Below are 21265 nucleotides of genomic sequence, written 5' to 3' on the forward strand. Positions count from 1 at the left end.
CCCAGCTTCCTGCTCCCGCAGGATCGCAATGATCTGCTCTTCCGTGAACTTCGATCTCTTCATGTCCGGTCCTTTCCTTGGGCCGGACTCTAGCATCAGATGGACGAGTGATCGGGGGTCACAGCACGGAACGTCCCGGATCCCGTTCCGGGCGAGGCGGCCGATCGGATCGACAACAACAGAGATCGACGCGCGGGGCGCTCTCGCTGGAATCCTTGCGCTTTCGGTTCAAACGCAAAACCCCGCCGGAGTGGCGGGGTCATTGCGTTTGTTAATTCTGGTTGCGGGAGGGCGCAACAGACGATCTCTGCGGAATGGGTCTGGAAATGCAAAAACCTCCGCGGCGGCGCCTGCGGAGGTTTCGCAATTATCGTTGGTTGCGGGGGCGTGCAACCAACGATACATGCGATTGGTGGAACGCCAGATCCCCAAACTCGCTGCTTAATGTAACTCATTGGCGCCGTTTGGGAAACCTTGCCTTCGAGGTATTCCTGCCTCGCATTTAGCAGCAGAGACAGGTCAGTCCCCCGAGCGGAGCGATAGCCGCAGTGGTGACTAGCTGAACAGCGCTTCCAGCGCTGATCGGTACTCCGCATGCTTGGCCAGGTTATCCCTCTTCAGCTTCTCCAGATTGATCAGCTTCCAACGAACCGCAGGCAGGTCAGCCGCCCGCGGCCGCTCGATAGCGTCGAAGTCTGGCGTGCCGTCATGCAGGCTCACGAGAAACGTCCTGACTTTTCCATCGAGACGAGACCGGATGTCCGCAACCAGCCGTTTGCGGGTTTCCAGAAGGTCTTCGAGGCTAACATGCACCTTCGTCATGCCCTCGAACTCTTTCGTATAGGGCTGATCGAGGTCGATAAGGTTCGGGTCCATGAGCTACTCCCCGATGCTTGGACAGTTTTCGAGGATGTTTAAGCTACTGCCTGCGCCTGCTGGTCGTAAGCGGCGTCAGCACCGCACCTTCCGCCCTTCGTCCCGATCACCTCGTTGGAGGTGCGTGATTATCAGGACGGAGGTTCTCCATGGAGACCATATTGGAGGTTCTCCCAGCCGCAGGTCGGAGCCGTCGGAACCGGCAGTGGCCGGATGAGCTGAAGGCACGGATCGTGGCGGAAACGCTGGTGCCCGGTGCCACGGTGAACGGCGTGGCGCGGCGGCATGGTCTGCCGGCGAACCATGTGTCGTCGTGGCGAACGATGGCTCGGAAGGGGCGGCTGGTCCTGCCTGCACCCGAGGGCCCCGTCGAGTTCGCGGCGTTGATCCTCGGCCCGGGGGCGGACCCGCCTGCCGCAGCGCCCCTGTCGGCCGACAGAGTGGAGATCGCCATGGGTGCCGCGATCATCCGCTTGGAGGCCGGTGCCTCGGCAGATCGGATTGCTTCCGTGGCGCACGCGCTGACGGCCGGCGCATGATCTTCCCGTCGAACCGGGTTCGGATCCTGATCGCGACCAAGGCCATCGACTTCCGGAAGGGCCATGACGGGTTGGCGGCGCTGGTGGCGTCGGTGCTGCGCAAGGACCCGTTCACCGGCACGGTATTCATCTTCCGGTCGCGCCGTGCGGACCGGTTGAAGCTTCTGTATTGGGACGGCACCGGATTGGTGATGGCCTACAAGCGGTTGGAGAGTGGCAGCTTCACCTGGCCTGCCGTCAAGGATGGCCTGATGGCGCTGAACCACGCGCAGTTCAAGGCGCTGTTTGCGGGGCTCGACTGGCGCAGGGTCAAGGCGCTGGAAGCGCGACCGCCCGCCGCGGTGGAATAGAGCAACGCTCTGAATTTGCGTGTTTTTGCGGGTCGATCGTGGTAGGCTTGCCCCATGCCCGCCGCCCTCAATCTGGATCTCTCCGCCCTGCCTGCCGCGCAACGCGCGGCGGCGCTCGCGTTGATCGAGGAGGTCATCGCGCTTCGGGAGATCACCCGCCGGCAGGAGCATCTGATCGCCGAGCTGAACCATGCCCAGCATGGCAAGCGCTCGGAGAAGCTCTCGGAAGACGAGCGGCAGCTGGCCTTCGAAGACCTGTCCATCGCCCTCGCCGAAGTCGAGGCGGAGAAGGCCGCGCGCGGGACCAGGACTAACGACACAGCGACCCGACCCGCGCCTCGGCGCACGCTCGGCAATCTCCCGGCGGCGCTGCCGCGCATCGAGGTGGTCGTCGAACCCGAGAGCCTCGACTACCCCTGCGGTTGCGGTCCGCTGCACAGGATTGGCGAGGACCGGACCGAGCGCCTCGATATCGTGCCCGCGCAGCTGCGCGTCATCGTCACCATCCGCCCGAAGTATGCCTGCCGGGGCTGCACCGACGGTGTGACCCAGGCGCCGGCACCGGCGCATCTGATCCCGGGTGGAATGCCCACCGAGGCGACGCTGGCGCATGTTCTGGTCAGCAAATATGCCGACCACCTTCCCTTGTATCGCCAGAGCCAGATCCTGGCGCGGTCAGGCCTCGATCTGCACCGCGCCGTGCTGGCCGACTGGGTCGGCAAAGCCGCCTTCCACCTCAGGCCCATCGTGGACCGCTTGGCCGAGCACCTGCGGCGATCCAGGAAGCTGTTCATGGACGAGACCACCGCCCCGATGCTGGATCCGGGGCGCGGCACGACGAAGACCGGCTATCTCTGGGCGCTGGCCCGCGACGATCGAGCCTGGAGCGGCGAGGCCCCGCCGGGCGTGGTCTACTTCTACGCCCCCGGCCGCGCGGGTGAGAATGCCGAAGCCTTCCTGACCGGCTTCGACGGCATTCTGCAAATCGATGGCTACACTGGCTACAACCGCCTCACAAAGCCCGCGCGCCGGGGCGGCGTGCCGCTGCGCGTCGCGCATTGCTGGGTGCATGCGAGGCGCAAGCTGAAGGAGGTCTTCGACCGCGATGGCTCGGACATCGCCGCGGAGGGGCTGCGCCGGATCGCCGAGCTCTATGCCGTCGAGGCCGATATCCGCGGCACCTCCGCGGGCCAGCGCCTCTCGGCCCGTCAGGCCCGCAGCGCGCCGCTGGTGGCGGCCTTCGGCGCGTGGCTGCAGGCGCAGCGCCGCAGGATCTCCGCCAAATCGCGGCTCGGCGGGAAGCTCGCCTACATCCACAATCATTGGGAGGGGCTGAAGACCTTCCTGACCGATGGCCGGGTCGAGATCGATAGCAACAGGGTCGAGAACATGATCCGCCCGCTGGCCCTCAACCGCAAGAACGCGCTCTTCGCGGGTCACGACGAGGGCGGCATCGTCTGGGGCCGCATCGCGTCACTGATCGAGACCTGCAAGATCAACGGCATCGAGCCCTTCGCCTATCTCAAGGCGACGCTCGAAGCCCTCGCAAACGGCCACCCGCAAAGCCGTCTCGACGACCTCCTGCCGTGGAGCTTCAGGCCGTCAAGTTGAGCAGGACGTGATCTGCAGGAAACGCTTACTGCTGGTCGGTTTCGATGCTGTTGAAGTGGACCACGGCGGGCGGCTGTCCGCCATGGGCAGTGTGGGGTCGTCGATGGTTGTAGAAGGTGATCCAAGATCCGATGGCGGCCTTTGCCTGCGATCCTGTTTCCCAGGCGTGCCGATACCGTCGCGGGCTACATCTCAGGACTTCTGACTGGCAACCAATTCAAACAACCAGCCTACGCTTTTGATCGTTCCGCCAGAAAGCGTTCCCTGGATCAGTTTCTCGACGGGGTGGCGATTGCGAAAGATTGCTGATCGCCAAACTCTCCTAAAGCACAAAACACTGTGCCTCAAGCTCTCAAATCTTTAAAAAATCTTGATCGTTCAAGGACTGCGGCGCAGTACATCCGGTCCCTTTAGATGCACCGGTTGATCGCTCGAGCAGGGCTCGTCTGGCTCCGATGGCGGATGAACTAAGAAACCTTGGCCGGCCAGGTCCAGATCGCAATCCACGGCTTTCAACACCATAAAGAGTTCAAAACCCACGCTATAGTTCCATCGATTAGATCTGTTGCGATGCTTTAAGTGGAGATCCGCTGTCATGCCCCCCCCGTCAACTCTCGAGCTAGACGCGTCAAGGCAGCAGATGTCCCTTCATCCTCCGGCGTTAGGAAGAAAACCATTCCGCCGTGAGGAATTGAAAGGGGAAAACGTACCACATGCAACGCTGCTTCTCCCAGATCGACATGCCTCAAACGTACTGCTCGCGGTACCGGTGGTTCGGACAGGCGGGTGGACCAAACTTCGCGGAACAGCGGACTTTCTGCGTTCAAGGCATCGATGAGCAACTCGAAGTCTCCTTGCCCAACGCACGCGGCGGAACTCAGTCTGAACAGAGCAACGAAGTGACGTGCCTGCTCTTCGTAGTTGGCCAGAAGTGCCTGTCGCTCCGGATTCATCATCGTCTGCCAGAGTTGATTGCGATGGAACGGACCGACACTCCGATCGAAGCCATAAATACGATGCATCATCTTGTTTGCGCAAAGAAGCTCGAACATCGGGGTCATCGCCGCCGCCGGCCAATGATAGCCGTCGAGCACCTTGGCAATTTCGGGTGCGAGTTCGGACGACAGCGCTGACGGCGGTTCGTGCTGCAGGCCGGCAAGCCAGAAGAGATAGGCCCGATCGGTTTCCGAAAGTCGCATTCCCGATGCGATCCGTCCGAGCGAAGTGGCCGAAACGTTAATGTCCCGCCCCTGTTCCAGCCATGTATACCAAGTCAGGCCGACACCGGCAGCCGCCGCAAGTTCCTCACGCCGAAGGCCCTTGACGAGACGCCGCTTCCCCCGTGCGATCCCGTAGGCCTCAGGCTGCAACGCATCCCTCCGGACCCTTAGAAAGGCACTCAGTTCGGACCGTCGGCGTGCGGCGGTGTCATCTGATGGTGGTGTGACTACCAGGACTCGATCGCTCCTATCCTCAAAACGTCGCTGATGATCAATTAATCTAACACGCTTTCCTTACTGCGGGCGCACAACCTCCCGAAGTTGAGACGCAAAATGCCCGCCGTAAGTCGAAGCGTAGGACCATGCACCTCGGCTATCACCTGGCGAGCGCTATGCGCGAGGACGGATAAGCTGCTGAACTTTAACATTAACTGCCAAGCCATGCCACTTTTGCGCTGCGAGAGGGAAAATTGATGATAACTCCGAAAAAGATGCCTATCATTGCCGTTGCTGCCTCTATTTGGGCCAGCACCGCGCTTGCCGCGCCGCAGAGCCGATCCTTTAGCTTCGAAAGCGGCGGCTGCACGCTCAGCGGAACGTTGTACCTGCCTGAGGGCCATGACGGCACTCCATTGCCAACTGTCATTGTGACGGGCGCATGGACATCGGTCCAGCAGCAGATGCCCGCAAACTATGCGCGCGAAATGGCAGAACGCGGCTTCGCCGCCGTGACCTTCGACTTCCGCGGCTGGGGCGCTTCGGGCGATCTGCCCGGCGGTGTACGCTATGTCGAAAGCCCGCGCAACAAGATCGAAGACATCCGCGCGGCGATTGAACATGTCGCAACTCTGCCCGAGGTGGACGTCGCCGATATCAATGGGCTCGGCATCTGCGCCTCGGCCGGCTACATGGTCGATGCTACCGCGGGCAATACTTTGGTGCGGCGCGTGGCGCTGGTTGCGCCCTGGCTCCACGATGCTGAAATCGTCGAAGCCACCTATGGCGGCGCCGCTGGCGTTGCCGAGCTGATCGAAGTCAGCCGCCAAGCCGAGGCAGCCGGCGGCGAGGTTATTCCCGCGGCCGGACCTGAGGGTGCCGAAGGCGTTCTGATGCCAATCGGCGGATACTATTACGACCCCGCGCGCGGCGCGATCCCGGAGTATGACAACCAGTGGAACAACGCAGGCTGGGAAGGCTGGCTGACTTATGCACCGGCCGAGAATCCCGCCAGGCTCGATAAACCCTTGGCCATCGTTCATTCCGACGCGGCCGCGATCCCGCAGGGCGCCCGGCGTTTCATTGCCGGATATGCCAGAGATGTCACCCAGCTCTGGCTGCCCGATGTCACGCAATTCGAATTCTACGACGATCCGGCCGCTGTCGAAGCCGCCGCCGATATGGTTGCGCAGCATCTCAGTGCGGCCGGAATGAACTGAGCGCGCATACATACGGTCGCCGGGCCTCACCTTGCCCGGCGGTTCTTGATCCCACCCAACCGATGGAGCCTAATCGTGCCCACATTTCGTCTCACCGCTGCGATCCTCGCTCTGTCCGCCGGAGCCGTGATGGCGCAACCCATCCCGGCAGAGGATCGCTTTGCCATGATAGACGCAGTCACCGCGATTGCCGCTGGTGCAGATCGCCACGACTGGCACCGTGTCCTTACCGCCTTCGACGAGGTTGTCACGTTGGATTACACTAGCCTGTGGGGTGGAGAACCGACCACTCAGAACGCCGAAGAAGTGGTTACGCAATGGAGGGCCTTCCTTCCCGGGTTCGATCAGACTCTACACTTGGTCGCCAATCACACTGTGATGGCATTCGATGGCAGATCGGCAGTGATGGAGGCTGACTTCCAGGCTTCGCATCGGATAGGTGCAGAGCAATGGGTAATTTCCGGTCACTACGAATACGGCCTGGTAAAGTCGGACGGCCGTTGGAGGGTCAGTTCGCTGAAAATGCAATGGACCCACGAGTTCGGTGACCGAGAATTAACCCGCCGCGCCGGCCAACGAGCGGCATCCCTGCAATAGGGAACGCCAGCCGGAGGCAATAGTTGTGGTCCAAGAACGTCCTTATAGCCGGACGCAATCCCATCGCCCCAGCCAATGGCGCTGTGATCTTCACTATCAAGGACTTAGCCTCATTGAGCTTACAGATCCGAGGGCCCTTGCCAAAGAAAATGGGCGCTTCTTCGCCAATATTCTGACGGCCGATCTGCGCTCAGCCTGTGTTCCGTTCAGTCAGGGCCAGTGATCTCGGCGGTGCCGAAAGCGGTCTGCCATTTTGTGATGGGAGCACAGACCTGGACCTCTGCAGCCCGTCGTCCCGATAGTGTGGGGGAATCTTCTCCGAACGAATTGTGCCAATTCATGCGCGCCTCGAACTGGCTTCGGAGAGGGTAGCCGATCGGTCGTTCCGGTTTAGCGCCACCGAGGCTTTTCTGTTCATACAGGACGTCGTTGCGGACGCGAGCAACGACGCAATCCTCATTCCAGGCGCGACCGTTCCGGCGGATGGGCATGCTCGCCTTGAATTCCCACTCGATGATCGCTCCATGAAAGCGCCTGGTGTCATTGGCACCGTCGGCCGTGACCAAACTGGTGTCTACAACGTCGGAGGGCTGTTACCGGTGTTCCGATAGCAGCGGGCTGTCACCGTGGCGATTGGACGTGAACTCGGCGGCCCGGACATCGCCGGTCTGCACATCCCGTCAGCCTGTCTACCGTGCGTTGAGTGCTGCAAGCTGCTCCGCTGCGGCTGCCGCGACGCGCATGAACGCGTCAAGATCGTCCCGCGAGACGGCTGAGAACAGGACGTTGGCGAGGTCCATCATGTCTCGTTCGAGGCGCTCCCTCGCCGCCTCCCCCTCCGGTGACAGCGAGACGAGGATAGCCCGCCGATCGGTCGGATGCGCCGAGCGCCGGACAAAGCCTTTTGCCTCGAGCGCGTCGAGCAAAGTCGTGACATTGCGGGCGCTTACATCGAGCGCTTTGGCCAGTTCGCGTTGCGTCACCGGCTGCTTCTTCCCAAGTTCCCAGATCAGGTGCGCTCGAACCTGAGTCAGACCGCGCTGCTCCAACCCGCTCTGCATGTCGGCTCGCATCAGATCGGTCACAAGGAGCAGCTGCGACAAGGCCTCTTGCCTGGTTCGTGAATATTGTTCACTATGTGTCATGCACACATTATGGCCCTTCGGCCGTCACTCCGTCAACGAGGCTTGGCATGACAACCGCTGACGAGAACATCGAGATACTGCGCGCGGCGTTCACAGCGCTCAACCGTCGCGACATCGACGCGTGCACCTCTCTCATGACTGACGATTTCATCATCAACATCGCCGAAATGCCGCATCAGAAACATGGGCGGGCGGCGTGGCGAAAGCATGCGGAGATCATGCTCGATGCGTTCCCCGACACACGGGTCGAGATAGAGGACATCATTGCCTCACAGGACAAGCTTGCAGTGCGGGTAAAGATATCCGGCACCCACCAGGGAGAGTTCTTGGGAACGCGCCCTACGGCAAAGCGGGTCTCGTACACCAGCCACGAGGTCTACAGGTTTGAAAACGGAAAACTCGCCGAGGAATGGATCTGCTCCGACATGATGACCCTGTTCATGCAAATCGGCGCGCTCTCCAAAGGCCGTGTCATCTCGATGTGGTTGTCCGGATACCGCTTCTGGGGCGGGGCAGCTGTCGGCGGGTTGATTGCGGCATTCGCGACTGCGGCCCTTGCCTCGCTTTGATCAGAATGTGTGAACGAGTCTCGGCTGATAATACCTGACCCGCTGTCGGCGTCATGCCTGCCTTCGACGCGACAACGGGACGGGCCCGACCAGCCAATGGAACAACAATGATTGTCAAAACCCATCAAACAGGAGATGCGATGTCGATCACCGTCCAGGGTATCTACGCTGCCGCCATCGTCGAAGACTTCGACGCGGGCGTGGCATGGTACGAGAGATTCATGGGGCGTCCGGCAGATGACACGCCCATTCCCGGAATGGCCCAGTGGCGGAACATGGGAGGGGCCGGGCTCCAGGTCTGGGAGGAAGCGGAGCGCGCGGGGCAGGCAATCATGACGATTGTCGTGCCGGATCTCGCGACCGAGAAAGCGCGCCTCGCTGCTGCCGGCATGGAACTGATCAACGAGGCGAGCGGCGATTTCGGGGCGGTTGCACAACTGATCGATCCCGAGGGCAATCGCATAAACCTTGCCGAGCCGCCTCGCGGATTTGTGGACGGCTCGGAATAGTCACAGGGGAGCGGGGCTACCCTTCACGGGGCAGCGTCGCGCTGGAAATGGTCGCAGACGTTCGCCCTTTCTGAGGCGTTCGTCGAGCATTTGATTGAACACTGTCATTCTTGAGGATGGACATGGGAAGACTGATCGCAAGGAACTGGATCTCGGTCGATGGATTCATCGCTGGCAACGGAGGGGATCTCACCTGGATACGGGGCGACGAGGAAATGGGGGCTTACGAGCTCGATCTGATCGGCGGTGCCGACGCTGTCCTATTTGGTGGCAAGACGTATCGCGAATTCTCGAGCTTCTGGCCAAACGTTCCGCAGATGCCTCAGGCAAGCGCTTTCGAACAGGCTTTTGCAGAGAAGATCAACGGCACCCGGAAGATCGCTGTGTCCAGAACACTCGAGGCGTCGGATTGGGCCGGGACGGAGATCGTCAGCGCGGTAACGGCAGACAGCATCGGTGGCATCAAGGCGAGTGCGGAACGGACCGTGATGTACGGCAGCGCCGATGTCCTTGGTCAGATCATCTCGCTCGGGCTGCTCGACGAGTTGCACCTCCTGGTCCACCCCCTGTTGCTGGGTGGCGGCCTGAACGTCTTTGATAGTCTCGGAAAGACTGTCGAGTTGACCCGCGTTCGGGCTGCGGCCTTCGGCAGCGGCGTGGTGCTGGTGCAGTACGCGGTGAGCATCTAGCAGTCTGGCTTGGCGAACGCTCAGAGTACGGTCGGGGGTAGGTTCATTCGGGAAACCACGGCCAATACCCGAAATCTGCGGCAGGCACCGGACGGCCAGGCTCACACTCCGCTCGCCAGATGAGGATGCAATCCCAGCTTGATTTGCCCGCACGACAGATGCGGCATACGCTTGTCTCGCAGGCGACCCGAACCCGGAGGACGTCTCCGAGGGGTGCGGTATGGCCGTGAGCCAGCCACTACTTTGAAGTGGCCCATCCATCTCCGGCAAGGGTCCGACCGGCATGGGCATCGGGCTCACCATCGATGAGCCGGCGATCACCTATGTAAGCGGCCATTCATTCTGGCGGCGGTGCAGAGGGCACCCGTAGCTCCACCGCTCAGGGATCGGCGCGCAGCGGCTGCCAGACGCGAATGTCGCGGGGCATCGCGAGAAGGCTGTCCAGAGCCGAATGCCAGGCATCGCGATATGGACGCTTGAGCTGCACGTTCAGGACATCGTCGCGGTCGCGCCAGGTCTCGTGCAACTGGAAGACGCAAGGGTCTTCCGGATCGACGTGAAGCGCGGCGTGGACGAAGGTGTCCTCGTGACGCATCGCATCCAGCACGGGATCGAGCAGTTCGCGAAAGCGAACGCGCTGCTCCGGCTTCACGTGGAAGGTGATCACATAAGTCTCGGTCATCTCGCGTCTCCGATCTGTCTGAGAATGTCGGCGGAAAGCCGCTCGGCATCGGTCACCATCACGCCGTGGGCACGCCCCTCGTAGATCAGCAGCTCGGCCTGCGGCACGATCGCCGCGTAGACACTGGCGCTTGTCTCGATCGGGGCGGAAACGTCTGCGGTCCCGTGGATGATCGTCACCGGAAGCCGGAGCGCCGCCGCGTCCGCCGTCAGGTCGGCCTCCCCGATGCTGCGTTGAAATTCGACGATCGCGCGGCGTGAGCAGTCCAGCACCATGGATGCCATCCATTCGTTCAGACGCGCCGGCGTTCCTGGAGCGAATGGTTCGATGTTCTCGTCGATCCATCCGGAAAGGTCGAAGGCAAGTCGGCTGCAAAGGGCGTCCAGCATTTCCCGTGTCACGCCGGGTTCGCCGTCATCCGCCAGCACACGCGGACCCGTCGCGCCGACAAGAACAAGGCGCGTCACGCGATCGGACCCATGGCGCGACAGGTAGCGCAACGCCTCGCCACTCGCGCCTGAATGGGCGATGAGGGTGACACCTCGCAGGTCGAGCGCCTCGATCACCGCCGCGAGGTCGTCCGCGAGGGCCTCGTACTCGAAGTCCCCCCAGTCGGTCGAGCGTCCGTGACCGCGCCGGTCATACGCGACCGTGCGCACGCCGCCAGCATTCAGCCGGAGCATGGTCTCCGCCCAGATCCGAGAGTCCATTCCCCAGCCGGCCAGCAGCAAGGCGGGCGGGCCCGAACCCCAGTCCCTGACGAACAGGCCCTGCCCCTCGGCGCGCGGGATGAAGCCGGGGGTCATGCCGGAGCTCCATCGAGAAAGCCGACCACCTCGGCAATGCGGCCGTCTCCGTCCAGTCTGACGATATCCGTGCCGCCGGCAACGCGCGGGCCGTCCGCAGGAGCCAGGTCCCAGGCGAAGCGTACGTAGTCGCCATGGCCGTCCGGCGTGCCTCGAAGGGTGAAGCCGTGGCCGGGGAACTGGGCGCGCGCCGCTGAGATCATCGCGGCGATGCCGTCGCGGCCCGTGCCGTTCATCAGGGGATCGACATAGGTCGCGCCCTTCGACCAGCCTTCTGCCAGCAACGCTACACGTCGTTCGTCATCCGATTGATTCCAGACCGAGAGGTAGGCTTGGGCGATGCTGTGGGGTTCGATCATCATTCTTTCTCCGTGCTTTGCTCGGGACAGAATGGGCAAGGAGTCGGCGCAAAGCGATTACCTCTCAGGTAATGCCACTGCGGCCATATGTGTGTATCATGACAGAATGACCCATATGGATTTCACCGTCGGCGATCTTCTTCGCGACTGGCGTGGGAGGCGGCGTTTGAGCCAGCTCGACCTTGCCCTGGAAGCGGATGTGTCGACACGTCACCTCAGTTTCGTCGAGAGCGGACGGTCGGCGGCGAGCCGTGAGATGCTCCTGCGTTTGGCCGCGCCGCTGAGCCTGCCGCCTCGTGAACGCGACCGGCTCCTGCTTGCCGGCGGCTATGCACCACTCCATGGTGAGCGGGCAATCGACGAGCCCGACATGGCGGCCGCGAAGTCCGTCGTTGAGGCGGTTCTCCGAGGCCACGCGCCGTTTCCGGCACTGGCGGTCGACCGCCACTGGAATCTTGTTCTCGCCAATGAAGCCGCCACGGCGCTGTTGGCCGATGTCGCTGCAGAGCTGCTTGAACCGCCGGTCAACGTTCTGCGCGCCAGCCTCCACCCCAAAGGCCTGGCACGCCACATCGTCAATCTCGCGGAGTGGCGTCACCATGTTCTCGCGCGGCTTCGGCATGATGCCGATCGGAGCTTGGATCCTGCCCTCGACGTCCTTCACGCTGAGTTGAAAGCGTTGCCTGCACCGAATGGACAATCCGCGACCGGTGTCGCCGGCTGTATTGCGGTGCCGCTGACATTGCGCCATCCCGCAAGCGGATCGGTGCTGTCCTTCATCTCGACGACCACGGTGTTCGGCACGGCGACGGACGTAACCCTGTCCGAACTGACGCTCGAGTGCTTCTACCCTGCGGATGAGGCGACACGCCTTGCATTGACGAGCTGACACATCCGCTTCGACGGGGCTTTGATCAGGAACGGGTCAGGCTATCCCCACCCGGCGCTGACGGTAGATCGCCATTGGACGCTCATCACCGCGAACCCGACCGTCAAGGTGCTGATCACGGGCGCATCACCCGAGCTGCTGGCCGAAAACGTGCGGACCTTTGCCTCCGCCGGCAGTCGGATGGCCTCGCAGCACGACAACGCCTTCGCGACTCGCGGGATCACATGCTGAAACGACTGACCCGCGATGCAGCCATTTCGGACGATGCACGGCTCCCCACCCCGGCAAAATGCACCAACAGGCGATCTGGTTGCGCCTGGTCAGGCCAATGGCAGCGATGATCTGACCGCGAACCCGCACATCGCGGCGCCGTGCCGCCTGACGAACCAGCGTGGGATGCTTGCCTTTCCAAGCACTACAACAATCCTCGGGACGGCGGTCGATGAGACGCTATCCAAACGGGTGATCGAAGCTTCCTCCCGCCAATACGGCTACAGCTGCGGCGAAGACGGTTCCACCGGACCAGGCTCCAGCAGAGCCGCCACGGCCCGTTCCAGAGTCTCGATTGCAGCGAGGATTGGAGCTTCGTCGGTGTGTTCCTCGGGCACGTGGGACAGACCATCGCGCGATGGTACGAACAGCATCGCCGCAGGGATATGGGCGCCCAGGATGCCCGCATCGTGATTGGCCCCTGAAACGATCCGGCGCGCCGGATGCCCGGCGCGCTCCGCCGACCGGGCCAGGCACGCGATCAGGTCGGCATCCATCGGCACCGGAGCGGTGCTGAAGCCGCGCGCCGCCTCGACCGTCACGCCGGCCTGCACGGCTGTGCGCCGTGCCAGGGCCTCGGTCGCCGTCATCAGCCGCGTCAGAACGGCCGGATCAGAGTCGCGGATTTCCAGGTTCATCCGCACCTCGCCCGGGACGATCGTGCCCTGATTGGGTGCGACCTCGACCCGGCCGATCGTGCCGCGCGGGCCGTCCGCTTCGGCGCGGATCAGATCGTCGAAGCCGGCAGCGAACCGCGCCGCGGCAATGAACGCATCCCGCCGCCCCGCCATCGGCAAGGCCCCTGCATGTCCCGCCTGCCCCACGAACCGCAGGTTCAGGCGCGACTGCCCGGCAATCTCGGTGACGAGGCCAACCGGCAGCCCCGCAGTCTCCAGCACCGGGCCTTGTTCGATGTGCAGCTCGATCCAGCACGCCAGCTCGGCCGGGTCGCGCCGCGCGGCATGGGGACCTGACGGTGCGAGGCCCTGCTGCCGCATCGCCTCGCGCAGTTGCGTGCCGTCGATGGCGCTGGTGTCGAGCACGTTCTCCGCCAGCTTTCCCATCATCGCCCGACTGCCGGTGAAGGGACCGAATCGCCCCTCCTCGTCGCGGAACACGATGATCTCCAGCGGGCACCCGCCCTGCCCGACCCGGCGCGCAACCTCCAGCGCCACCACGACCCCGAGCGCCCCGTCATAAAGCCCGCCATTCGGCACGGTATCGAGATGCGACCCGATCGCGACCGCCGGTCTCGCTGCCGCGCGCCCCGGGCGTCGCGCGATGGTGTTGCCGAAGGCGTCCTGCCGGACGCTCAATCCGATCTCGCGCGCCCGCGCCGCGAACCAATCATGCGCCGCGGTCTCTGCCGACGACCAGCCCGGCCGCGTCCAGCCCCCGGCAGGGTCCGGCCCGATCCGGGCGATGGCCTGAAAGTCCTCGCGAACCTCGTCCGGGGTCATGCTGCTCCTTCGACGCGAATGTCCGCGGGATGCGACCCGCGTCCCGGGCGTCGCGCTCCAATTGATGTAGGTTCGGGCTTCCGAACTTTCCACCGTTCTCCACAGACCGGGAGCATGCCGTACGGAAAACGGCGCAACGGCGTACCGACAGCCGCGAGGGCTGTCACGCCCGGACGCACGACGCCCGGGCGGACCCTTGCAGCAAGTTTGCGGGTGCCCGCCCCCGACAGGGCTTGGCCGTTCATCACAGCAGCGGCGGAGAGAGCCGCGCGAAGCCTTCCTGCAGGTGATAGGGGAACTGCGGATAGGGTACCGGCCGGGCGCTGGCCGCATCGAGCCGCGCCACCTGCTCTGCCGTCAGGGTCCAGCCCACGGCGCCGAGGTTCTGGCGTAGCTGCCCTTCGTCCCGCGCGCCGACGATGACCGAGGACACGGTCGGGCGCTGCAGAAGCCAGTTAAGCGCGACCTGCGGCACCGTCCGGCCGGTCTCTTCGGATACCTCATCCAGCGCATCAACCACTCGGTAGAGATGCGCCTCCTCCACCGGCGGCGCGAAATCGGCGGTCGCTCGCAGGCGGCTGCCTTCGGGCAAAGACTCGCCGCGCCGGATCCTTCCGGTCAGCCGGCCCCAGCCAAGTGGGCTCCAGACCAGCGCGCCAAGTCCCTGATCCTGAGCCATCGGCAACAGGTCCCGTTCGTAATCCCGCCCGATCAGCGAGTAATACACCTGATGCGCCACGTAGCGCGGCCAGCCCTGCCGCTCGGCTGCAGAGAGCGATTTCATGACCTGCCAGCTTGCAAAGTTCGACACGCCGACATAACGGACCTTTCCCGCCCGCACGAGCATGTCGAGGGTCGAAAGCACTTCTTCGACCGGTGTCGCCGCATCAAAGGCATGAAGCTGCAACAGGTCGGTGTAATCGGTCCCGAGCCGGCGCAGCGCGGCCTCCACCGCCCGGATCAGCCGCAGTCGAGAAGTGCCGTAATCATTCGGCCCCTCACCCATCGGCAAACCGGTCTTGGTCGAGATCAGAACCTGATCGCGCCGCCCCCGGATCGCTGCACCCAGCACCTCTTCCGAGGCACCATCTGAATAGACATCCGCCGTGTCGAAGAGGGTCACTCCGGCGTCGAGACAGATGTCGACCAGCCGCCGCGCCTCAGTCGCATCCGAGCGACCCCAGTTGCCGAAAAGCGGACCGGAGCCACCGAAAGTGCCGGTACCGAAGCTCAGGACCGGCACTTTCAGGCCAGATTTTCCTAGGAGTCTGTAGTCCATCGCAATGTCCTTTCCTTATCGCTTCCCTCCGATATGGACCGCACCGCTTCTGTGAATTAGATTATCGTAAAGCACATGACTTGTGAGATGAACGCATCATGGCGCGGCTGCAGCTCAATCGCTCGGGCGAGATGGAGGTCTTTGTGCGCGCCGTCGACCTCGGCGGTTTTTCCGCCGCGGCGAGGGCCGTAGGGATGACACCTTCGGCGGTCAGTAAACTGATCTCGCGGCTAGAATCGCGGCTCGGGGCACGGCTGCTGAACCGCTCGACCCGCCAGCTGCTGCTAACGCCCGAAGGCTGCCTTTTCTACGAACGCGCGCGCGACATCCTCGAGGATATCAAGGCAGCGGAAACTGCGGCGGGGCTCGGCGAAAGGGCCGAGGGGGTGGTGAGGATCAGCACCAGTGCCTCATATCTCATCCACGTCCTTGCACCGGTGCTGCCGGAGTTTCTTGCCCGATACCCCAGGATCAGGCTTGATATCCTGCAGACCGATTCAGTAATCGACCTGCTGGCAGAGCGGGTCGATGTGGCTGTGCGCGCGGGCCCACTGAAGAGTTCAAGCCTGATTGCTCGCAAGCTCGGTGAAACGGGAATGATCCTTGTCGCCGCGCCCGCGTATCTGTCGCGGATAGGGGTACCCGGATCGCAGGTTGATCTTGCAAGCCACGACATTCTCGGGCTCGGCTATCGCCGTGCGGGTGACCCGCCTGATCCCGGGGCAGCCGAGCCATTTGCGCCTCAGACCGGGCGTGTCCAAGTGAGTGAGGGCGAAGGACTGCGGCAACTCGCCCTTGCCGGGGTCGGGCTCGCAAGATTGGCCGCCTTCACCGTCCGCAACGACATCGCCGAGGGACGGCTGGTCCCGGTTCTGCGCGGTTTGCATGCGGCCCCGCCTGAGGCCTTCCACGCGATCCATACTGGCCAAGTGGGCCCAATGCCCACGCGTGTTCGGACCGTTCTGGACTTTCTGGCGCAGAATGCCCGAGTGACGTGACCGCTGCGACCCAACGTGGCACATCGATGCCGTCGGGGGCGGTCACATCTTCGGTGTCCCAGTAAATCATCAGCGCCTCTGCCGTGGGCAAGAGAAAGTTTCACCCTTGACAACAATACCAACTGGTCGGTATTATATCATCAATGAAACGATGCTTGCCAATAGGACAGATCCAATGATGCCGAATACCTTTGCCCCCACGATCACGATCGATGCCCACCACGCCGACCATGTTGGCCGCCGTTCGGCGCAACAGGTGCTGGCCACGGCGTTTGCAGCGACGCTCGTCGCCCTGACCGCGACTGCCGGGCTGGCCGAGACCTCGCGTAGCGGCACGATCGTCGCGGGCGGAGCCGACTACGGCTACAGGATCTCTGGCGAAGGCTCGCCCCTGCTGCTGCTGCACGGCGGATTGATGTCATACGACTCGTTTGATCCCATCCTTCCGCTGCTCGAAGAAAGCCACGAAGTCATCGCGGTCGATCTGCTCGGCCACGGTCGCACCGCACTGGGAACGCGCAGCTTCGACATGGCGGAACTCGGCGCGGACGTGGGCGCGATCCTGACGGAACTCGGCTACGACACTGTTGACGTCCTCGGCTATTCGCTGGGCGGCGGCGTCGCACTGCAGCTTGCCCTCACGGACCCCGAGCGCATCGACCGGATGGTCCTTGTCTCGACCACGTATTCCTCGGACGGCTTCTTTCCCGAGATCAAGCAGCAGCAGGTGGCGATCGGGGCCGACATCGCGCCCATGATGGCAGAGACACCGATGTATCAGAACTACGCCGCCCTTGCCCCGGTGCCCGAGGACTTCCCGAGGCTACTCGACGAACTCGGAACGGTCATGCGCGCAGAGTTCGACATGAGCGATTTCATCGAAACACTCGAAATGCCGGTGATGCTGGTCTACGGCGACAGCGACATGATCACGCCGCAACACATGATCGAGTTCTACGCCCTACTCGGCGGCGGTCAGCAGGACGGTGGCTGGATGGGCGAGACGATGAGCCGGAACCGGCTCGCCATTCTGCCCGGGCTGACCCACTACAATATCTTCATGTCCCCTGCCCTAGCGGAAACATCGCTCGGTTTCATCAACGAGACGGAAACCGCGACCCCGGCCACCTCGAACTGACCGCCCTCACTGCCATGACGGTCGCGCCCCCGGCGCGGCCGACCAAAGACCGGAGCCACCAATGACCGACCCAGAGACCAGGACCGACCGCCGCCGCAAGGACGCCCGCACCCGGCTTCTCGATGCCGCCGTGGACATGGTACGCCAGCGCGGTTTCGGGGCGACGCGGGTCGACGATCTCTGCGCCGCGGCCGGTGTAACAAAGGGCGCCTTCTTCCATCACTTCAAGACCAAGGAAGAGATGGGCGTCGCCGTCATCGCCCATTGGGTCGAAACTACCGACCGGCTGTTCGCCGCGGCCCCGCATCATCGGCGCGCCGATCCGCTGGACCGGGTCCTGGGCTATCTCGACATGCGCAAACAGATCGGACAGGGCGAGATCGCCGATTTCTCCTGTGTCGCGGGCACCACCGTGCAGGAAATCCACGCCAGCAGCCCGTTGATCCGCAGCGCGGCCGAAGACGCGGTGCGCGCCGGGGCCGCGCATGTCGAGCACAACCTGGAACTGGCGCTTGCCGCGCAGCCGGTCGCAGGTGTGACGGCCGGCAGCCTGGCGCTTTACGTGCAGACTATCCTTCAGGGCTCCATCGTGGTGGCCAAGGCACTGGCCGACGACCGCCCGGTGACGGACGCCATCGAGCACCTGCAGCGCTACCTGCGCCAACTCTTCGACCGGCCCGCCGCCGCGTGAGGTTCTGCGCAGGAAATCGCGAAGACGACTCGAAAGGACCAGCGCCCTGCGGCGCACCGACCGCAACACCAACCGGACTGTCCCGGATCGCGCCGGGCCATCGCCGCCCGGACACGCAACCGCTGTCAAAGTGCGACGGCCTCTGCCTCGGGCCTGACGCGTCGCCCGAAACGGTTGGCCAGAGCCCGCGGCGCTGCAGAACCTTACGGCCCGCCGCAGTTCAGCCGCCGACAGTGCCGTGACTGTGGCGTATCGACAGGATCTGCACGGACCGGGGCAGCTCCAGAAGGAATTCCCTGTCCCGTGGCAGGTGATGAATCGCCCCCGGATCGGCGCCGGTGAAGGTCGCCATCGCATCGAAATCCGCCCAGTAGGACACGGTCACGAATTCCGAATACTCCGCCGCGTCTTCGCGGAACGTCTGGACGCCAAGCGCCTTCTCGATCAGCGGGCGGATCCCCACCTCGTAGTTGTAGGCCTCGTAATCATCGGCCTTTTCAGGCGATGTCCGGCCGCGCCAGACCCTTGCGACTGTCGGTTTCATATCGAACCCTCCAACAGGCGCAGCTTCAGATAGGGCTGCGCGATCCCGCAGCAATCTGTCCGCCTGCGCATCGCACCACCGCCAGAGGCGACCGACCCCGGCCCGCCTGCCCCCGCCCGTCAGGTCGGCAGCGCCTCTTCCGCGAACTGGGCCTGGAACTCGGCCGTCGGCGGGATCGGGGTGATCACGTCGATCAGCACGCCATCGGGATCGCGGGTGATAAAATGCCGCTGGCCAAAGGCTTCGTCCCTGAGCGGCAGCAGGATCGGGAGCCCTTCGGCCACAAGACGGTCATGGACCGCATTGACATCTGCCACTTCGAAATTGAGCAGCAGGCCCGAGACCCGCCCCCGCCCCTCTGCTGGAATGGTTTCGTGGGTGCCATCGAGAAGCGCGAGATTGACCCCCGCATCCTCGGCCGATTGCAGATGCACGTACCAGTCCGCCTCGAACAGCGGGCGGAACCGGAAGTGCCGCTGATAGAATGCGCTGGCGGCAGCGACGTCCCCGACCATCAGAACCGGATAATATTGCGTGGACTTCATGGACTTGCTCCTTCATAAAACATACACTCTGCATGTAAGTCGGGAATTAACATACAGGCTGTATGTATGCAAGAGAGAAAACCGAATGCCGAACGGCGTGCGGAAACCCGCGCGGCCCTCATCGGCGCAGCGCGGGCACTGTTCCTCGAGAAAGGCTTCGCCGATACCGGCACGCCCGAGATCGTGCGACACGCGGGCGTGACGCGGGGCGCGCTCTATCACCATTTCGAGGACAAGACGGCGGTCTTCGCGGCCGTGATCGCGGCGGAAGCCAACGCAGTACAGGCGGATGTCGAGGCCGCAGCACCAGGACGCGACCGGGAGGCCCTGCTGGACGGTGCCACGGCCTGGTTCGAGGCGATGCGTCAGCCGGGCCGTGCGCGGCTTCTGCTGCTCGAAGGTCCGGCTGTGCTGGGTATCTCCGAAATGCGCCGGATCGACCGTGAGCGCGGCGGCGCCGGACTTCGCGAGGCTATGATCAGCGCCAGGCCTGACACTGATGAGGCAGAGATCGAGGCGCTGGCCGACCTTGTCTCGGCACTTTTCGACCGCGCGGCTCTTGCCATCGAAGACGGCGCCGAGCCCGGTGCCTACCATGCATCAATACGCCGGATAATAATAACCTTGGGCCAATAACCGCGCCTCGTGTGCCATCAGACCTCTTCGTCCGGGTAGGGTAGCGCCTGCAGGTCCACGTTCACGAAATCCGGCTCTGGCGTCGGATTGAGCCGAATTGCAGCGATCTTGCACCGGTCTTCGACCAGCGCCTTCAGTACCCGGTGCATTCCATCCATCAGGCGTCCCTCGCCGCAGATTAGAATTGGCCACTTCAGGTCTGCTTCGGCCACCAACCGCAGGTGCACAGCAATAGACCTTGGGGTGGGAAATCTGTCCTCCCCCTGATACCACCAAAGCGTGTCTATTTCCGCCAGGGACTCAATGGCGATCCACTCGACTGGCACGCCGCGCGATAGACGCACAAGACGATGGACATCCCAAGTATGGCGTTCGCCGCCGACCGTCCGGGTATGATACTGTTTTCTCATGACCGTTCTCTTTTGCTGCGAGCGTCTCTGCAAGACCTGGTCGCCTCACCCCGGACCCAATCGTACTGATGTCTCCAACAACGTCTCCGCCGGGCGTCACGCCTGATTTGACCGTGTTTGCCCGCGCCATTCCGACGGGGACATGCCTCGGCGCTTACGGAAGGCGCGCGCTAGGTAGCTCGGGCTGGTGAAGCCCACATCGAATGCAATCTCCGTCAATGACGCATTAGAGGTCGAAAGTAGGCGCGCGGCGCGTTCAACGCGCCGGTCTGTGATAACCTCGAGTGGCGTTCGCCCGGAAGTAGCCCGGAATGCGCGGTAGAAATGACCTTCCGACATGTTCAGCTCCGCAGCGAGTTCCGCGATCCGGATGTGTTCCGTCAGTCCGGCCTCCATTCGCTCTGTCACGCGCCTCATTTGCCAATCCGTTAGCCGGTATTGGCACGATTGCCCTCGGATGACCTGACGGGACATCCGCAACAAATGATCGGTCAGAACAATGACCACCGCATCGCACCATGTGGGATCGAGCGCCCCGTCCGCCTTCAGAACCTGATCCATCTGCGCGACCAACGAAGCGATCAGTGGGTCCCTAGCGACCGTGAAGGGGGGAATTCGCGCCAATAAATCATCCGTCCCCCGGAAGCTGTCGGCGTCAATGGCAACGGCACCCCAACTCCATGCCACGTTCGACAGGGTAAGGTCGCGCCCGCACCCTGCGGGAAGGAAAGAGATGGTCCCGATGGTATCTCGCCCGTCAAAGATATTGCCATCATCCGTGCGGAAGCGATGCCGTTCTGCCCCGCCGGTGAGCGTGGCCATGACAAGATGACTCGAGGATTTGATCCGCCCCTCAACACGTTCGGTAAAGGGGCGATAGCCATTTTCATACCGCGCTCCCTGCCAGGCTATGCTGCTCCGGATCTCAGGTGGTCGACTGAGTTGCCAAGGTGAGATGTCCTCTTTTTCCAGTGCGATATCCTTTCTGAATCGACACCGGCTTTCCAAGTCGGCACG

25 protein-coding genes and 1 pseudogene are annotated in these 21265 nt (G+C 63.2%); 13 read left to right on the forward strand and 13 right to left on the reverse strand.

Going from position 1 to position 21265, the window contains the following annotated elements; translation table 11 throughout:
* Nucleotides 1–555: 555 nt before the first annotated feature.
* Nucleotides 556–879 (reverse strand): annotated as a pseudogene (locus tag EEY80_RS08380) (nucleotidyl transferase AbiEii/AbiGii toxin family protein); the annotation flags it as partial.
* A 146-nt stretch (nucleotides 880–1025) separates the two neighbouring features.
* On the opposite strand from EEY80_RS08380, the gene tnpA reads away from it, so the two are divergent.
* The 3 genes from tnpA to tnpC are packed head-to-tail and all read left to right on the forward strand — an operon-like array spanning nucleotide 1026 to nucleotide 3376.
* Nucleotides 1026–1415: an IS66-like element accessory protein TnpA gene (tnpA, locus tag EEY80_RS20060; protein WP_164738193.1), complete on the forward strand. Its 390-nt coding sequence runs from the start codon at nucleotides 1026–1028 to the stop codon at nucleotides 1413–1415.
* Nucleotides 1412–1765, forward strand: a complete 354-nt coding sequence (gene tnpB, locus EEY80_RS20065) for an IS66 family insertion sequence element accessory protein TnpB (protein WP_164738194.1) — start codon at nucleotides 1412–1414, stop codon at nucleotides 1763–1765. The genes tnpA and tnpB overlap by 4 nt, the downstream gene beginning before the upstream one ends.
* Nucleotides 1766–1819: 54 nt before the next feature.
* Entirely contained in the window at nucleotides 1820–3376 is a 1557-nt protein-coding gene (gene tnpC / locus EEY80_RS08390) for an IS66 family transposase (protein WP_126976153.1), read from the forward strand.
* A 25-nt stretch (nucleotides 3377–3401) separates the two neighbouring features.
* On the opposite strand, the gene EEY80_RS20710 is transcribed toward tnpC, so the two are convergent.
* Nucleotides 3402–3593, reverse strand: coding sequence for an integrase core domain-containing protein (locus EEY80_RS20710; RefSeq protein ID WP_126976341.1), 192 nt, complete (start codon nucleotides 3591–3593; stop codon nucleotides 3402–3404).
* 376 nt (nucleotides 3594–3969) lie between these two features.
* On the reverse strand, nucleotides 3970–4872 hold the full coding sequence (locus tag EEY80_RS08400; protein WP_126976154.1) for a helix-turn-helix transcriptional regulator: 903 nt from the start codon (nucleotides 4870–4872) through the stop codon (nucleotides 3970–3972).
* A gap of 215 nt (nucleotides 4873–5087) precedes the next feature.
* On the opposite strand from EEY80_RS08400, the gene EEY80_RS08405 reads away from it, so the two are divergent.
* On the forward strand, nucleotides 5088–6032 hold the full coding sequence (locus EEY80_RS08405) for an alpha/beta hydrolase (protein ID WP_126976155.1): 945 nt from the start codon (nucleotides 5088–5090) through the stop codon (nucleotides 6030–6032).
* A 129-nt stretch (nucleotides 6033–6161) separates the two neighbouring features.
* A complete protein-coding gene (locus tag EEY80_RS08410; protein ID WP_126976156.1) occupies nucleotides 6162–6629 on the forward strand; it encodes a nuclear transport factor 2 family protein in 468 nt (155 codons plus the stop codon).
* 689 nt (nucleotides 6630–7318) lie between these two features.
* Here EEY80_RS08410 and EEY80_RS08415 read toward each other — a convergent pair.
* Complete coding sequence (locus EEY80_RS08415) at nucleotides 7319–7732, reverse strand: MarR family winged helix-turn-helix transcriptional regulator (RefSeq protein WP_164738196.1); 414 nt, start codon at nucleotides 7730–7732, stop codon at nucleotides 7319–7321.
* Nucleotides 7733–7821: 89 nt separating this feature from the next.
* On the opposite strand from EEY80_RS08415, the gene EEY80_RS08420 reads away from it, so the two are divergent.
* The 3 genes from EEY80_RS08420 (at nucleotide 7822) to EEY80_RS08430 (ending at nucleotide 9541) form a co-directional block, all read left to right on the forward strand.
* A complete protein-coding gene (locus EEY80_RS08420) occupies nucleotides 7822–8343 on the forward strand; it encodes an ester cyclase (RefSeq protein WP_126976158.1) in 522 nt (173 codons plus the stop codon).
* A gap of 140 nt (nucleotides 8344–8483) precedes the next feature.
* Nucleotides 8484–8852 (forward strand): VOC family protein, encoded by a 369-nt coding sequence (locus EEY80_RS08425; protein ID WP_126976159.1) that lies wholly within the window; start codon nucleotides 8484–8486, stop codon nucleotides 8850–8852.
* A gap of 122 nt (nucleotides 8853–8974) precedes the next feature.
* Nucleotides 8975–9541: a dihydrofolate reductase family protein gene (locus tag EEY80_RS08430; RefSeq protein WP_164738197.1), complete on the forward strand. Its 567-nt coding sequence runs from the start codon at nucleotides 8975–8977 to the stop codon at nucleotides 9539–9541.
* Nucleotides 9542–9920: 379 nt separating this feature from the next.
* On the opposite strand, the gene EEY80_RS08435 is transcribed toward EEY80_RS08430, so the two are convergent.
* From EEY80_RS08435 to EEY80_RS08445, 3 genes are read right to left on the reverse strand one after another with little or no spacing between them, the layout of a single operon-like run.
* Complete coding sequence (locus EEY80_RS08435; protein WP_126976161.1) at nucleotides 9921–10223, reverse strand: putative quinol monooxygenase; 303 nt, start codon at nucleotides 10221–10223, stop codon at nucleotides 9921–9923.
* Nucleotides 10220–11029: an alpha/beta fold hydrolase gene (locus EEY80_RS08440; RefSeq protein ID WP_126976162.1), complete on the reverse strand. Its 810-nt coding sequence runs from the start codon at nucleotides 11027–11029 to the stop codon at nucleotides 10220–10222. Before EEY80_RS08440 ends, EEY80_RS08435 begins: the two co-directional genes overlap by 4 nt.
* Nucleotides 11026–11391, reverse strand: a complete 366-nt coding sequence (locus EEY80_RS08445; RefSeq protein ID WP_205749061.1) for a nuclear transport factor 2 family protein — start codon at nucleotides 11389–11391, stop codon at nucleotides 11026–11028. The genes EEY80_RS08440 and EEY80_RS08445 overlap by 4 nt, the downstream gene beginning before the upstream one ends.
* Nucleotides 11392–11503: 112 nt before the next feature.
* On the opposite strand from EEY80_RS08445, the gene EEY80_RS08450 reads away from it, so the two are divergent.
* Nucleotides 11504–12277 (forward strand): helix-turn-helix transcriptional regulator, encoded by a 774-nt coding sequence (locus EEY80_RS08450; protein WP_235829759.1) that lies wholly within the window; start codon nucleotides 11504–11506, stop codon nucleotides 12275–12277.
* 491 nt (nucleotides 12278–12768) lie between these two features.
* Here the strand turns inward: EEY80_RS08450 and EEY80_RS08455 are convergent, their stop codons facing one another.
* A complete protein-coding gene (locus tag EEY80_RS08455; RefSeq protein ID WP_164738198.1) occupies nucleotides 12769–14007 on the reverse strand; it encodes a Zn-dependent hydrolase in 1239 nt (412 codons plus the stop codon).
* Nucleotides 14008–14251: 244 nt separating this feature from the next.
* Nucleotides 14252–15286: an aldo/keto reductase gene (locus EEY80_RS08460; RefSeq protein ID WP_126976164.1), complete on the reverse strand. Its 1035-nt coding sequence runs from the start codon at nucleotides 15284–15286 to the stop codon at nucleotides 14252–14254.
* A gap of 98 nt (nucleotides 15287–15384) precedes the next feature.
* Here EEY80_RS08460 and EEY80_RS08465 point away from each other — a divergent pair, with 98 nt between their 5' ends.
* The 3 genes from EEY80_RS08465 (at nucleotide 15385) to EEY80_RS08475 (ending at nucleotide 18113) form a co-directional block, all read left to right on the forward strand.
* On the forward strand, nucleotides 15385–16284 hold the full coding sequence (locus EEY80_RS08465) for a LysR family transcriptional regulator (RefSeq protein ID WP_126976165.1): 900 nt from the start codon (nucleotides 15385–15387) through the stop codon (nucleotides 16282–16284).
* A gap of 175 nt (nucleotides 16285–16459) precedes the next feature.
* Nucleotides 16460–17422, forward strand: coding sequence for an alpha/beta fold hydrolase (locus EEY80_RS08470; RefSeq protein ID WP_205749062.1), 963 nt, complete (start codon nucleotides 16460–16462; stop codon nucleotides 17420–17422).
* Nucleotides 17423–17483: 61 nt separating this feature from the next.
* Nucleotides 17484–18113: a TetR/AcrR family transcriptional regulator gene (locus tag EEY80_RS08475; protein ID WP_126976166.1), complete on the forward strand. Its 630-nt coding sequence runs from the start codon at nucleotides 17484–17486 to the stop codon at nucleotides 18111–18113.
* Nucleotides 18114–18333: 220 nt separating this feature from the next.
* Here the strand turns inward: EEY80_RS08475 and EEY80_RS08480 are convergent, their stop codons facing one another.
* Together EEY80_RS08480 and EEY80_RS08485 are read right to left on the reverse strand one after the other, a co-directional pair.
* Nucleotides 18334–18657 (reverse strand): hypothetical protein, encoded by a 324-nt coding sequence (locus tag EEY80_RS08480; protein WP_126976167.1) that lies wholly within the window; start codon nucleotides 18655–18657, stop codon nucleotides 18334–18336.
* Between the two features lie 119 nt (nucleotides 18658–18776).
* Nucleotides 18777–19202: a VOC family protein gene (locus EEY80_RS08485; RefSeq protein ID WP_126976168.1), complete on the reverse strand. Its 426-nt coding sequence runs from the start codon at nucleotides 19200–19202 to the stop codon at nucleotides 18777–18779.
* Nucleotides 19203–19268: 66 nt separating this feature from the next.
* Between EEY80_RS08485 and EEY80_RS08490 the strand changes: the two genes are divergently transcribed.
* Nucleotides 19269–19838: a TetR/AcrR family transcriptional regulator gene (locus EEY80_RS08490; protein WP_126976169.1), complete on the forward strand. Its 570-nt coding sequence runs from the start codon at nucleotides 19269–19271 to the stop codon at nucleotides 19836–19838.
* Nucleotides 19839–19855: 17 nt separating this feature from the next.
* Here the strand turns inward: EEY80_RS08490 and EEY80_RS08495 are convergent, their stop codons facing one another.
* Together EEY80_RS08495 and EEY80_RS08500 are read right to left on the reverse strand one after the other, a co-directional pair.
* Nucleotides 19856–20248: a hypothetical protein gene (locus EEY80_RS08495; RefSeq protein ID WP_126976170.1), complete on the reverse strand. Its 393-nt coding sequence runs from the start codon at nucleotides 20246–20248 to the stop codon at nucleotides 19856–19858.
* Between the two features lie 96 nt (nucleotides 20249–20344).
* The gene (locus tag EEY80_RS08500) at nucleotides 20345–21070 is read right to left on the reverse strand and encodes a helix-turn-helix transcriptional regulator (RefSeq protein WP_126976171.1); all 726 of its coding nucleotides are present in this window, start codon (nucleotides 21068–21070) and stop codon (nucleotides 20345–20347) included.
* Between the last annotated feature and the right edge of the window lie 195 nt (nucleotides 21071–21265).

The organism is Frigidibacter oleivorans (assembly GCF_003993775.1).
In the GTDB taxonomy this organism is placed as follows: Bacteria; Pseudomonadota; Alphaproteobacteria; order Rhodobacterales; family Rhodobacteraceae; genus Frigidibacter; species Frigidibacter oleivorans.

Bases quoted from the DNA above. Each gene is read 5' to 3' on its own strand.
- tnpA (WP_164738193.1), top strand. From the start codon at position 1,026: ATGGAGACCATATTGGAGGTTCTCCCAGCCGCAGGTCGGAGCCGTCGG.
- tnpB (WP_164738194.1), top strand. From the start codon at position 1,412: ATGATCTTCCCGTCGAACCGGGTTCGGATCCTGATCGCGACCAAGGCC.
- tnpC (WP_126976153.1), top strand. From the start codon at position 1,820: ATGCCCGCCGCCCTCAATCTGGATCTCTCCGCCCTGCCTGCCGCGCAA.
- EEY80_RS08405 (WP_126976155.1), top strand. From the start codon at position 5,088: ATGCCTATCATTGCCGTTGCTGCCTCTATTTGGGCCAGCACCGCGCTT.
- EEY80_RS08410 (WP_126976156.1), top strand. From the start codon at position 6,162: ATGGCGCAACCCATCCCGGCAGAGGATCGCTTTGCCATGATAGACGCA.
- EEY80_RS08420 (WP_126976158.1), top strand. From the start codon at position 7,822: ATGACAACCGCTGACGAGAACATCGAGATACTGCGCGCGGCGTTCACA.
- EEY80_RS08425 (WP_126976159.1), top strand. From the start codon at position 8,484: ATGTCGATCACCGTCCAGGGTATCTACGCTGCCGCCATCGTCGAAGAC.
- EEY80_RS08430 (WP_164738197.1), top strand. From the start codon at position 8,975: ATGGGAAGACTGATCGCAAGGAACTGGATCTCGGTCGATGGATTCATC.
- EEY80_RS08435 (WP_126976161.1), bottom strand. From the start codon at position 10,223: ATGACCGAGACTTATGTGATCACCTTCCACGTGAAGCCGGAGCAGCGC.
- EEY80_RS08440 (WP_126976162.1), bottom strand. From the start codon at position 11,029: ATGACCCCCGGCTTCATCCCGCGCGCCGAGGGGCAGGGCCTGTTCGTC.
- EEY80_RS08445 (WP_205749061.1), bottom strand. From the start codon at position 11,391: ATGATGATCGAACCCCACAGCATCGCCCAAGCCTACCTCTCGGTCTGG.
- EEY80_RS08450 (WP_235829759.1), top strand. From the start codon at position 11,504: ATGGATTTCACCGTCGGCGATCTTCTTCGCGACTGGCGTGGGAGGCGG.
- EEY80_RS08455 (WP_164738198.1), bottom strand. From the start codon at position 14,007: ATGACCCCGGACGAGGTTCGCGAGGACTTTCAGGCCATCGCCCGGATC.
- EEY80_RS08460 (WP_126976164.1), bottom strand. From the start codon at position 15,286: ATGGACTACAGACTCCTAGGAAAATCTGGCCTGAAAGTGCCGGTCCTG.
- EEY80_RS08465 (WP_126976165.1), top strand. From the start codon at position 15,385: ATGGCGCGGCTGCAGCTCAATCGCTCGGGCGAGATGGAGGTCTTTGTG.
- EEY80_RS08470 (WP_205749062.1), top strand. From the start codon at position 16,460: ATGATGCCGAATACCTTTGCCCCCACGATCACGATCGATGCCCACCAC.
- EEY80_RS08475 (WP_126976166.1), top strand. From the start codon at position 17,484: ATGACCGACCCAGAGACCAGGACCGACCGCCGCCGCAAGGACGCCCGC.
- EEY80_RS08480 (WP_126976167.1), bottom strand. From the start codon at position 18,657: ATGAAACCGACAGTCGCAAGGGTCTGGCGCGGCCGGACATCGCCTGAA.
- EEY80_RS08485 (WP_126976168.1), bottom strand. From the start codon at position 19,202: ATGAAGTCCACGCAATATTATCCGGTTCTGATGGTCGGGGACGTCGCT.
- EEY80_RS08490 (WP_126976169.1), top strand. From the start codon at position 19,269: ATGCAAGAGAGAAAACCGAATGCCGAACGGCGTGCGGAAACCCGCGCG.
- EEY80_RS08495 (WP_126976170.1), bottom strand. From the start codon at position 20,248: ATGAGAAAACAGTATCATACCCGGACGGTCGGCGGCGAACGCCATACT.
- EEY80_RS08500 (WP_126976171.1), bottom strand. From the start codon at position 21,070: ATGGCCACGCTCACCGGCGGGGCAGAACGGCATCGCTTCCGCACGGAT.